The organism is Frankia sp. CoBUL1 (genome assembly GCF_978021245.1).
The window spans coordinates 1-11,695 of sequence record NZ_CDXDOS010000098.1 but is presented as its reverse complement, the minus strand read 5'-3'; the positions used below and the strand labels follow the sequence as shown (position 1 = coordinate 11,695).

11 protein-coding genes and 1 pseudogene are annotated in these 11,695 nt (G+C 71.3%); 5 read left to right on the top strand and 7 right to left on the bottom strand.

Features of this window, described 5'->3' with window-relative positions; all coding sequences use genetic code 11:
• The first annotated feature begins 314 nt into the window (after positions 1-314).
• Complete coding sequence (gene pucL / locus AC08OX_RS09485; protein ID WP_476607465.1) at positions 315-1,208, top strand: factor-independent urate hydroxylase; 894 nt, start codon at positions 315-317, stop codon at positions 1,206-1,208.
• 45 nt (positions 1,209-1,253) lie between these two features.
• Here pucL and AC08OX_RS09480 read toward each other — a convergent pair whose 3' ends face one another.
• Complete coding sequence (locus tag AC08OX_RS09480; protein ID WP_476607464.1) at positions 1,254-2,153, bottom strand: SAM hydrolase/SAM-dependent halogenase family protein; 900 nt, start codon at positions 2,151-2,153, stop codon at positions 1,254-1,256.
• 33 nt (positions 2,154-2,186) lie between these two features.
• The gene (locus AC08OX_RS09475; protein ID WP_476607463.1) at positions 2,187-2,609 is read right to left on the bottom strand and encodes a DUF3099 domain-containing protein; all 423 of its coding nucleotides are present in this window, start codon (positions 2,607-2,609) and stop codon (positions 2,187-2,189) included.
• Between the two features lie 383 nt (positions 2,610-2,992).
• Here AC08OX_RS09475 and AC08OX_RS09470 point away from each other — a divergent pair, with 383 nt between their 5' ends.
• The 4 genes and pseudogenes from AC08OX_RS09470 to AC08OX_RS09455 all read left to right on the top strand — a co-directional run bounded on the left by AC08OX_RS09470 (position 2,993) and on the right by AC08OX_RS09455 (position 7,109).
• Positions 2,993-4,108: a glycosyltransferase family 4 protein gene (locus AC08OX_RS09470; RefSeq protein WP_476607462.1), complete on the top strand. Its 1,116-nt coding sequence runs from the start codon at positions 2,993-2,995 to the stop codon at positions 4,106-4,108.
• Between the two features lie 153 nt (positions 4,109-4,261).
• Positions 4,262-5,445 (top strand): annotated as a pseudogene (locus AC08OX_RS09465) (glycosyltransferase).
• Positions 5,446-5,472: 27 nt separating this feature from the next.
• Positions 5,473-6,177, top strand: coding sequence for an SGNH/GDSL hydrolase family protein (locus AC08OX_RS09460; RefSeq protein ID WP_476607461.1), 705 nt, complete (start codon positions 5,473-5,475; stop codon positions 6,175-6,177).
• A 137-nt stretch (positions 6,178-6,314) separates the two neighbouring features.
• Positions 6,315-7,109, top strand: a complete 795-nt coding sequence (locus AC08OX_RS09455; protein WP_476607460.1) for a hypothetical protein — start codon at positions 6,315-6,317, stop codon at positions 7,107-7,109.
• Positions 7,110-7,142: 33 nt separating this feature from the next.
• Here AC08OX_RS09455 and AC08OX_RS09450 read toward each other — a convergent pair whose 3' ends face one another.
• From AC08OX_RS09450 to AC08OX_RS09430, 5 genes are all read right to left on the bottom strand, one after another.
• Positions 7,143-7,658: a DUF3090 domain-containing protein gene (locus AC08OX_RS09450; protein WP_011436339.1), complete on the bottom strand. Its 516-nt coding sequence runs from the start codon at positions 7,656-7,658 to the stop codon at positions 7,143-7,145.
• Between the two features lie 197 nt (positions 7,659-7,855).
• Positions 7,856-8,908 (bottom strand): ferrochelatase, encoded by a 1,053-nt coding sequence (locus AC08OX_RS09445; protein ID WP_476607459.1) that lies wholly within the window; start codon positions 8,906-8,908, stop codon positions 7,856-7,858.
• Positions 8,905-9,210, bottom strand: a complete 306-nt coding sequence (locus AC08OX_RS09440) for a hypothetical protein (protein WP_476607466.1) — start codon at positions 9,208-9,210, stop codon at positions 8,905-8,907. Before AC08OX_RS09440 ends, AC08OX_RS09445 begins: the two co-directional genes overlap by 4 nt.
• 282 nt (positions 9,211-9,492) lie before the next feature.
• Positions 9,493-9,945: a dCMP deaminase gene (locus AC08OX_RS09435; protein WP_476607458.1), complete on the bottom strand. Its 453-nt coding sequence runs from the start codon at positions 9,943-9,945 to the stop codon at positions 9,493-9,495.
• 92 nt (positions 9,946-10,037) lie between these two features.
• The gene (locus AC08OX_RS09430; RefSeq protein ID WP_476607457.1) at positions 10,038-11,450 is read right to left on the bottom strand and encodes a hypothetical protein; all 1,413 of its coding nucleotides are present in this window, start codon (positions 11,448-11,450) and stop codon (positions 10,038-10,040) included.
• Positions 11,451-11,695: the final 245 nt, after the last annotated feature.

Genomic DNA, 11,695 nt, shown 5'->3' with positions numbered 1-11,695 from the left:
GGCTCACTGGCTTTCCATTGCCGGAAGCCGCCCGGACGGGCCACCACCGCGTGATCCCACCCCGCGGTCCACACGGCTCGGAGGGGCACCCGGCGACAGGCCGGGGCGGCACGAGCCGGGCGCGCGAAACTCACCGTCGGTCCGGGATGTCACCCGGTCCAGCAGAATGGTCGGGCCACGTTCGGCGGTCTCCGGCCCGCACCGGTGCCGGCACGGCGCCGGGACGGTCGGACCCGCGGCAGGCCGATCGACCCGGTCGGGCGAAAGGCGCACTCCGGACAAGGGAAATGACCGTCCCACGGCAGGGAGGCCACATGGCGATCGTTCTCGGGCCCAATCAGTATGGAAAGGCGGAGGTCCGTCTCGTCCACGTGGCGCGGAACGGACCGGTGCACCAGATCACCGATCTGAACGTCTCCACCGCGCTTCGTGGTGACTTCGCCGCCGCGCACCTGTCCGGCGACAATGCGCACGTGCTCACCACGGACGCGCAGAAAAACACCGTCTACGCCTTCGCCCGCGAGCACGGAATCGGCCAGATCGAGGATTTCGCGATCCGGCTGGGTCACCATTTCGCCGGATCCCTCCCGGGGATCGACGGCGCCCGGATAGAAATCGAGCAGTACCGGTGGGACCGTATCCAGGTGGATGGGGTGCCGCACGACCATGCCTTCAGCAGGTCGGCTGGGGAGAAAAGGACGACGGTCGTCACCCTCGACCGTGGCACGGCCTTCGTCGTGTCCGGACTCGCCGGGCTGGTCCTGCTGAAGTCGACCGGCTCGGAATTCTCGGGGTTTCTCCGCGACCGGTACACCACACTGCCCGAGACGACAGACCGCATCCTGGCGACAGAGGTCACCGCCCGCTGGCGCTACGTCCAGTCAGACCTCGACTTCGGGCGGCTGTTCGACGGGGTACGGACGGCTCTGGTCAGCACCTTCGCGAGCCTCCACAGCCTGGCTCTGCAACAGACCCTGTACCGGATGGGCGAGGCGGCGCTGACCGCGCACGCCGACGTCGCCGAAATCCGCCTGTCAATGCCGAACAAACACCACTTTCTGGTTGATCTAGAACCGTTCGGGCTCGATAATCCCAACACGGTCTACTACGCTGCGGACCGACCGTACGGCAAGATCGAGGGAACGGTCCTGCGCGATGACGCTCCCGACCCGGGGCCGAGCTGGCTGGCCCTCCCGGGATTCTGCTGACCGGTGCGGACCCCCGACGGGCGGTGCGGCGTCCCGGACGCCTGTTCACGGGACGCCTGTCCCGGACGCCTGTTCACGGGACGCCTGTCCCGGACGCCCGTCCCAGCGGCGCAGCGTAAGGCGGTCGCCGGGCATAAGCGTGAGGGCAAGCGCGGCGTCGCCGTCGCGCACGGCGAGGGCCGCCATCCCCGCCGAGTCGACGTAGAGCACCACCTCCCCCGGGCCGACGGAGCCGAAGGTGACCCCCACGGCCAGTTCAGTCATCGGGCCCGCGGCCGCGAGCGGGCCGGCCGCCTGCTCGGCCCCGGTCAGGCGGTCCCGCCGGAGCGGTCGCAGCACCGCCCGACCCGGCGGGCGCAGCCCGGCCGCGCCGAGCAGCGCGCCGGAGGCCGCGAGCTGGACGTTGCCGAACGTGTCGACGAGGACCACCTCGGTCTCCACGGTCCCATCCGGGCGTAGCCGGGCCAGGGCCGCCCGGGGACGGACCAGGGTCGCCGGCTCCACCGGCTCACCGACCTCCTGGAGCGGTGTCCCGCGCGCCAGGGCGGCAGCCACCGGGGCGAAGACGTCCCGGCCGTGGAACGTCGCGGGGGTTGCGGGCCGCGCCGCCAGCGTGACCGCGGCCTCGATCCCCCCCAGCCGCTCGGCCGCGGAGATCAGCAGGCCGTTGTCGGGCCCGACCAGGTGACCGCCGACCGCGCGCAGTGCCAGGGCCCGGCGCGACGTGCCTACCCCGGGATCCACCACGGCGAGGTGCACCCCCCGAGGCAGGGAACCCACCGTCTGGGCGAGCACGGCCGCCCCCCGCCGCACGTCCCCCGGCGGCACCAGGTGGGTCACGTCGATGATCCGGGCGTCCGGCACCGTCTGCAGGATCACCCCGTGGCAGGCTGCGACGAAGCCGTCGGCGAGTCCGTAGTCAGTGGTGAAGCTGATACACCTCACCGGCTCAACCTGACGTCAACCCGATGGCTGACGTCAACCCGATGGTCCGGAGACGGACGCCTCGCCGAGCCCGGTGCCGTCCCGGCCCGGTGGGTCCGGATGGCCGTGCACCCAGCCCTCGTCATCCACCCAGCCCTCACTGTCGACCACCCGGTGGGGATCGGCCTCCAGGGCCAGCAGTTCGCCCGCCGCCGACTGGCCCGGATCATAGCTGACAGGCCGGTCGCGTTCGGGCGTCGGACCGCCGTTGGCGATGACCACCGCGACCCACGGAATGATCACGGCCATCACGACGGCGACAAACCGTAGCCAGCCGTGGAAGGCGACCACGGCGAGCACGAAGCAGAGCATCCGGAACATCATCGAGAGGAGGTAACGCACCTCCCGCCGATGGATGTCCCACTGCCGCGACCGGGCCGCGGACGTGATCAGGACCGTGTCCTGCCGCCTGAACATCACGCGTACACCTCGATGGCTCTCACTCCCCGACCGGTGCGCCGCCCCGTGCCTCCAAATATCCTCCTCACCGGCGCCCGGGGAAAATGCCGGCGGCAGGCGTGCGACGGTGCGGACCAGGAACCACGGCGTCCGCCGGGCGCCGTGTCGGACGACACCATGTCAGCTAGCACCATGTCAGGTGACACCACCTCAAGTGACAACATGTCAAGCAGTATCATGTCAAGTGGCACCATGTCGGACGGGAATCCGGCCCGGATCCGCCGACCGGATGAACAGCCGGTCGTGTGCACCCGTACGGTGCACCAAGCTGTGCCAGAACGTTCATGTAACGGTCGGCTGGCCGTCTGCGGCACGGCTCCATGCCCTGCCACCGTGCTCGTGTGCGCATAGCGGTGATCACCGAGTCGTTCCTCCCCCATGTTGACGGGGTGACGAACACGGTCTGTCGAGTGCTGGAACATCTGCGGGACCGGCAGCACGAGGCGACGGTCATCGCGCTGGCTCCGGCGCCCGCCGCCCGACGGCACGCAGCCACGCCGGTGCTGTGGGCGCCGTCGGCTCCCCTACCGGGTTACCCGGCGTTTCGCTTCGCAGTCCCGTGGCCCGGGCTTCCCGCCGCCTTACGGGAGTTCAACCCGGACATCGTCCACCTGGCGGCGCCCGCCGGCCTCGGGGCGCAGGCGGTGTTCGCGGCGCGGCGGCTCGGCATACCGAGCATCGCCGTCTACCAGACGGACATCGCCGCGTTCGCCGCCCGCTACGGGCTGGCCACCGCGGAACGCACGATCTGGCACTGGCTCGCCATCGTACACCGGCTCGCGGCCCGGACCCTCGCGCCGTCCTGGGATGCCGTCGACACCCTCCTGAGCCAGGGCGTGCAACGGGTCGCCCGCTGGAGTCGGGGGGTGGACCTCGAACGTTTCCACCCGGCGCACCGGGACGACGAGCTGCGCCGCCGCCTCGCTCCGAACGGCGAGGTCCTGGTCGGCTACGTCGGCCGGCTGGCCCGGGAGAAGCGGGTGGAGCTGCTCGGAGCGGTGTCCGACATCCCGAACACCCGGCTCGTCGTCGTCGGTGACGGCCCCTCCCGTCCCACCCTGGCCCGGTCGATGCCGAACGCGGCGTTCCTCGGATTCCGCGCCGGGCAGGAGCTCTCGGCCGCGGTCGCGAGCCTCGACGTCTTCGTCCACACCGGCATCCACGAGACATTCTGCCAGGCGGCGCAGGAGGCCAAGGCGAGCGGGGTACCGGTGGTCGCCCCTGCGGCGGGCGGGCTGCTTGACGTTGTCGAGCACGGCCGCACCGGGCTGCACTACACTCCCGGCGACCCCGGCGACCCCGGCGACCCCGGCGACCCCGGCGACCCCGCGGGCGCAGGTCGCGGCCCTGACCGACGACCTCCCTCGTCGGGTGGCGATGGGTGCGGCGGCCCGGGAGTCGGTCGCGGGATGCGGGTGGAGCGCGATCGGCAACGAGCTGCTCGGCCACTACCGTGACGTGCTCGGCACCGGCGGCGGGGCCGGTCGCTTCGGCCGCCTCAGGCACCCCGGCCCGGTCATCGAGGGACGGAGCGGACGGCGGGGCGGACGACGGGACGGATGGGACGCACGCAAGCGGCCCGGGACGGGAAACGACGACGGGTGGTCAGCATGAAGATCGTGCAGGCGGCAAACTTCGTCGCGCCGGCCTCCGGCGGCATCCGGACGACACTGCGCCACCTCGCCGCCGGCTACACCGCGGCGGGCCACGAGGTCGTCCAGATCATTCCGGGCGAGCAGGACGCCGAACTGGTCCGGCCGGATGCCCGCGTGCTCCAACTGCGCGCCCCCGGCTACCCGGAACCGGTTACCGGATCATCACCGAGCCGTGGCGCGTCGCCGACCTGCTCGACCGGGAACGGCCCGACCGACTCGAGGTCCACGACCGGGCGACCCTGCGTCCGCTGGCCCGATGGGCCCGCCGGCGCGGGGTGCCGTCGCTGGTCGTCAGCCACGAGCGGCTCGACCGCCTGCTCGGCACCTGGACACCCGCACCGTTGCGGGGAGTCCTGCCGGTCTCGACAGCCGCGGACCGGGCAAACGCCTCGCTCGCGGCCGCCTTCGACTCCGTCGTGGCGACGACGGCCTGGGCGGCGGCGGAGTTCGTCCGCATCGGCGCCGGCAACCTGCGCCACGTTCCGCTCGGCGTCGAGCTCGACCGTTTCTCCTCCGCCCACCACGACCTGACCCTGCGACGCGCCTTCGCCCGTGACCAGGAGGCGCTGCTGGTGGTGGCCAGCCGGCTGGCACCGGAGAAGCGGGTCGACCTCGCCGTGGACGCGGCAGCCGAACTCGTCCGCCGCCGGGTGCCGGCGCGCCTGGTGATCGCCGGTGACGGGGCCCATCGGGGCCGGCTGGAACGGCATGCGGCCGGGCTGCCGGTGACCTTCCTCGGGTTCGTGGCCGACCAGGAACGGCTCGCCGGCCTGCTGGCGACCGCCGACCTCGCGCTCGCCCCCGGCCCGGTGGAGACCTTCGGGCTGGCCGCTCTGGAGGCGCTCGCCAGCGGCACCCCGGCAGTGGTGCACCACGCCAGCGCGCTCGCCGAACTGATCGTCCCGGGAGTGGGCACGATCGCCGCGGGTAGCGGATTCACGTTCGCCGACGCCGTCGTGGACCTGCTGTCCGCCTCGCCTGCGCAGATCCACGCGCGCCGGATCGCGGCCCGGGCCCGCGCGGAGCAGTTCCCCTGGTCGGCCACGGTCACGGGCTTCCTTGCCTGCCACGACTCGCCCGGTCCGGCCGCCCCGGACACGGCCTTCCCGCAGCCACCGGCGCCGCCGCTCGCGGCCTGACTCGCGGCCTGAAAGGCGGGCAGAGCCATGGACTCCGGCACCGGATCCCGGCGATTCGTCGCGCTGGGCGACAGCATCACGGTCGGCCTCGGCGACGGCGTGACGATGGGACGCGAACACCGCCGCCCCGCGACGGGAGGACGGGGCTTCGCCGCCCGGCTCGCCGCGTGCCTGGGCCCGGCCGGCGCCATGGAATTCACCAATCTGGCCACCACGGGAGCAACCACGCACGACGTGCGTACCCGTCAGCTTCCCGTCGCCCTGTCGCTGGGCCCCCAGATCGCCAGTGTGATCGCCGGCATGAACGACGTGCTGAAACCGACGTTCGATCCGCTGCGGTTACGCCAGGACCTGGTCTGGACGGTGGGCCGCCTGCGGGCCGACGGAGTCGTCGTCCTCACCGCTACCATGCCCGATCCCAGCCGGCTGCTCCCGGTGCCGGCGCCGTTCGGCCGGATCCTGAGCGAACGGGTCGAACGGCTCAACGCGGCGGTCCAGGCCGCGGCCCGGACGGACCCCGGAGTGTTGATGGTCGACCTCTGCGGGCACCCTGCGGTGCGCAGCCGGTCCAGCTTCGACGTGGACCGGATCCACCCGGGGCCACGCGGCCACCGCCTGATCGCGCAGGCGTTCGCCCACCGTCTGTCGCACGCCGGGGTATCACTCGTGGGTATGCCGGACGGACCCGATCATGAGGAACCGGCTCCGGGAATCATCGAGCACTCCTACTAGCTGCTGAGCGTGGGCCTGCCCTGGCTGGCCGGGCGGTGCCTGCCCAGAGGCGACAAATGGCGCTATCATCCGGAAAAAGGTCTGGTACGGCCCCCTCGGCGAGCCTGAAGGCTCCTCGATTGCCTACGGTAGGCAATGTGCTTCCCGCCCTGTCAGCGTCGCCCCGGTCCGGAGTCCTCACCGGATGGGGCAATGCGTGGCTTGCCGGGCTCGTCGGGCTCGACGACGTCATCACCCAGATGCACCGCACGCTCGGTGGCGAGGCGGCGCCGCACACCCTCGGCGACGAGCCGCTCGTGCTGGGCCTGGGAGCCCTGCGTTCGGCCGGAGCGCAACGGCTCCGGCTGGTCCTGCCCGCACCCGGGGACGCCACCGGCCTGCCCGGCCCGGCGGAGGTGAACAGGGACGCGATCACCGCCGGAGAGGCGATCATCGTGATCGGCCCGAACCCGCCGCTGGTGCTCGTCCCCGGGGTCGTCGTGCACGGGCCGGCCCTGGAGGGGCGGCTGGAGTCGGTGCACTGGCGGGTGCTCGTCGCGTCCCGCGTGCCACCGCCCGGAGCCGGCCTGCGCGCCGCGGAACACGACCTCAGCAACGCGATCCGCACCACGACGGCCGCGCTCATCGACCTCGACATCGCAAGCGCCCGCCCCGAGGTGCTCGCCCTGCTGCGCGACCGCGGGGTGGATGACCCGGGCCCGGGGCTGGGCCCAGGTCATCCACCGGGGGCGCACGCCTTGCTGGCCCGGGCGGAGCGATTGTCGACCCTGCTCGACCTCGCCGCCCGGGACGACGGTGCCGCGGTGACCGCGAGCGAGATCGCCCGCAGGTCCGCGGCGCTGCGCAGCCTTTCCGCAGCGGTGCGTCACGCCTACGCGGCGGCCTACGACGCCTTCGACCCGACGTATGCCCCCGTGCCGCCCTCGAACTGACGATCGCCGGCTGTCCGCCCCGGCCGGCTCCGGTCAGTTCAGCCGAGGGCAGAAGTGCCCGGCCGGATCGTCCGGGCGACCGCACAGGACGCACGGTGGACGCCCGGCTGCGACGATCGTGCGGGCCCGTTCGATGAAGGCACGGGCCTGTTTGATCGACAGTCCCACCCGCAACGAGTCGAGCTCGTCCTCGCTCTCGGGGAGCCGGAACTCCCCGGGGGACAGCCCGGCCGCCTCGACGAAGACCCGGTGGCCGTCCCAGGACACCGTGAGCTGGCCCAGATGGAAGTCCTCCTCGAACGGGGCATCCAGCGGGGCAAGATCGATCTCGACGTCCGAAGCGGTCGGAAGCACGATGCCCTGGGTCTGGCCCACCTGGCCGAGCAACGCGGTCAGCCCCTCCGCGAGAGCGGTGACCTCGGTTTTCTCCAGACCGACCGTCACGACCTGACCACGCCCGGCAGCCTGCAGGAAGAAGACCCGGTCACCCGGCTGGCCGACGGTTCCCACCACGAACCTTTCCGGGGATTCGAACACGTAGCGCCGCATATCTCCGATCGCTCCGTTACCTTGACTCGCTTCGTCGTTCGGTCCTGATCGCTTCGTTCCCCATCAGTATCGGTTCCCCATCAGCATCGGTTCCCCATCAGCATCGGTTCACCATCAGTATGGCCGCACCGCCATGCGGTCCGCCCTCGCCCGCCCTCCCGGATTCAGGACCACCCCGGATTCGGGTCCGCGGGGGTTCAGGTCCGCGGCGGCCCGAGGGGCTCGCAGCAGTGCGCGGGGCAGTCCGCCGGCCATGGCCCGAGGCCGGTCAGCGACCGTCGGACGCCGCCGGGACGACGCAGCTCCTCGATCAGTTCTCTCACCATCGAGACGAACCGCGGATCCACCCCGACGGTGCCCGCCCGCGTCGCCGGCAGGCCCAGCTCCCGCGCCCGTTCCAGGGCCCCCACGTCGAGGTCGTAGCGGACCTCCATGTGATCACTGACGAACCCCAGCGGAATGATCACGGAACTGGCGGCCCCCGCCGCGGCCAGCTGCGCGAGCCGATCGCGCACGTCCGGCTCGAGCCACGGCACGTCCGGCGATCCACTGCGGCTGCAGAAGGCCAGGTCGAAGGGATGACGCACGCCGGTGATGCGTTCGATCCCCTCGATGACCACCGCTGCGGTGGCCCGCAGCTGGCGAGCGTAGGCGCCCTCGCCACGCCCGCTGGCGCGGGCCTGCGCGAGGGGGAGCGAATGGGCGGTGAAGATCAGATGGGCATCGGAACGCACCTTCGCCGGCAGGTCGGCCAGCGCCGCGACGCCGCGGTCCACCATCGGCTCCACGAACCCCGGATGGTCGAAGAACAGCCGCAGCTTCACCAGCTCGGGCGCACGGTCCCCCACCGCGGCGGCGGCTGCCGCGAGGTCCTCCCGGTACTGCCGGCATCCCGAGTAGGACGAGAAAGCCGAGGTGACGAAGCACGCGGCACGCCGGATGCCGTCGGCGGCCATCTGGGCGACCGTGTCGGTCAGATAGGGCGCCCAGTTCCGGTTCCCCCAGTAGACCGGCAGCCCGGGCAGCTCCGCACGCAACGCGGTGACCAGCGCCCGGTTCTGCTCGTTGAGGGGGCTACGCTCACCGAACAGGTGGTACTGCTCGGCGACGACCGCCAGCCGGGAGGCGGGGATGTCCCGGCCCCTGGTCACGTTACGGAGGAACGGCAACACGTCGCCGGGCCCCTCGGGACCCCCGAACGAGACGAGCAGCAAGGCGTCCACGTCCCCCGATGCCCCGGCCCCGCTCATCTCGGCACGCTGCCGGCGATCTCCGCCGGATAGCTCGGGAAGTAGCGGGTGATCTCGGACAGCTCGAAGGTGGGCCGGATGGACCCGGCCGGTTCCCGCGCGAGCAGGAACGCGAACGACGCGCGGACCAACGCGATCAGGCCCGGCACATCGTCGGGCGAGAGCCCCACCGCCGCGAGCACCTTGTCATCGACCCGCACCCGGTAGTTGAAGGAGAGCCCGCGGACTCCCGGAGCCGTCTCCTCCGCGACCTCGACGTCGAAGTCGCGGCCGCCGTATGGTTCCACCCGGATCACGCCCACCGACCCACCCCCTCGCGGTTGCGCCGACCGCACCGCCGCAGCCACCTCCACCGCTGAGCCACCTCAACTGCTGAGCCACCTCAACTGAGAGGGAAGGCGCGCCCCTGGTTTCGATCAGCCAGCGGCGTGGCGGCACGGCGACGCCGCGCCACCTACGATATCCGTCGGCGCGCCCCACACGCGTCGCCGCCGGGCAAGAAGATCCCCAGGACCGACTCCCGCGCGGCAGCCGGGGCAGGCACCGGCCCACCCGGGCGCCATCGCGGGTGATCCAACCGATGATCAGACGGCCAGGTGAGCGTTCATAGCGCGGGCCCGCTCGCCGAGCTCGGGCATTTCCACGACCGTGACCCCGGCCGCGCCGAGCAGTTCGTAGCCCTGGCAGTCGGCGACGAACAGGCTGGGTTCCCGCCAGGCGATGACCACTCGGGGGATCTTCGCTTCCAGGATGAGCTGGGTGCAGGTGCGTGGCCACGACATGCGCTGGGAGCAGGGTTCGAGTGTGCTGTAGATCGTCGCGGTGGCGAGACGGGGGTCATCGGGAGCGACCTTCGCGAGCGCGGACTCCTCGGCATGCACCGTGTCGTCGACCTCGCGGGAAAACCCGAACGCGATCTCCTCGCCGTTCTCGCCGACGATGACGGCACCCACCGAGTAGGCACCGGTGGCGGGCGGGCAGCGGTGAGCGAGCTCGATGGCCCGCGTCATCCACCGGTGGTCATCGATCTGGGCCATGAGGGGCTCGTCCTTTCTCGGGCGGGTCCGGCAACCGTCGAAGAGCCCATCGCCTGCCGGAACTCGACCCCGTAGAGAACTTTGGCAACGATCTAGATGGTTGGGCCTGCTGGGAGCGCACGGCGCTCGGATGAGACCTGTTCACCCAGGTCGCGGACGGGTTCGAGCCGTGCCCACTCCTCGTTGCGGGCGAGGGTGCGCCAAATACCGGCGGCCCGGTTGAAGGTCGGGCCGTTGGTCACTTCCTTGCCGTCAACGATCATGAGGGCGTCGCTTGCTGCGGTGGCTGCCTGTTCGGGGTCCGGGTGGGTGCGGTGGATGAAGGCCCGTGCGAGTGCGAGATAGGTGCCGGCGGTGCTGACGTACCGTCCGGTTCCGCTGAGCATCGCCAACGATGCGCGGGCGTGTGGCTCGGCTTCGTCACCCTTGCCGAGATAGCCGAGTACCACCGCATTGAAAGCTTCGCTGGACTCTTCGTCGATCGGTGAAGGTCCTGGCAGGCGGTTGCCGGTCCAGAGATGATCATTCATGGTCCGCAAGGCGGTTAGTGCTTCGTCTTCGCGGCTGGTGATGGCGTAGGCGCGGGCCTGTGCGCAGGCGAGGAGCGGGACGATATAGGGGTGCGCCTGCGGCTGGGCCTGGGCGGCGATGTCCGCAGCGGTCTCGAACTCGCGGGCGAAGAAGGCCACGGCGGAGCGCATGGCGGCAACCGATCCGGCAAGTAGTAGGTTACCGGCTGCCTGGGCGTGTTGGGCGGCGAGGACGAAGAACGTCAACGCGCCGTCGTCATCGCCCATGTCGAAGGCAAGTCGACCACGGTAGAAGGCGTATTGGCCGGCGAGGAGTTCGAGGTCGCGGCGGTCGGTGCCGGTGACTCTGGTTTCCAACCGGGCTTCCGCATCGTCCCACGCCTGTTCGACGGGTCCGAGTAGATCCGCGTGCGGTGTCGTGGAGTAGATCCGGGTGAGGCGTTGGATGCCCTGGTGGAGCTGGGCGACACTGAGGGGGTCCGGGGTGGACGCGGCGATGGCGCGGGAGATCTGCGCGGCGCGGCTGGTGGCACCGGTCGTGGCGGTGCTGGCGGCAAGGAGGATGCCGGTGCCGAGTAGGTCACGGCGGCGCGACGGACTCACCTCCTCGCGGGGCGGCCCGCTGCCGGGCTCCGCCTGAGCGGGAACCATGACGGGACGTGGTAGCACGGGCGGCGGGGCTACGGCCTGTGTCTCACGGTAGCGAGTGGGATTCCGGGTCAGCAAATCTTCCACGGAAACGTGAAACATCTCCTCCAACACCCGGCATGCCGCCGGATAGGGCCTGGTGGCTACCTGGCCGGCGATCCACCGTTCCGCCTGCCGGTCGCTGAGTGCCCCCGGCACCCGAAGATCGTTGTTTTCCCGGCTGAGTGTGCGGGCGGTGGTGTCGAAGACACGGCGGAAGTCGTCGCAACTCCAGTTCCGATCATGAAGTAGTCGGGCGAGCATCGTGTCGCTGCGGGGCGGGGCCATCAGCGGTCCTTCCGACTGCCTGGCGAGGTCTGAGGTCCTGGTCAGGTGCCATGTTCCGACCGCCGGCCTCGAATGTCACGGGATGGCATCAGGAAGGCACGGATGGCAGGCGGATGCCGTGCCGTGCCGTCATGGTGGCGGCGTTCCCCTGCGCCCCGACGGTCACTGTGATGTCCGTGCCAGTTCCCCCGGCTGCCGGGGTGGGGGCCCGGTGATGGGTGAGCGTGCCGGCGTCGGGGGCGGGG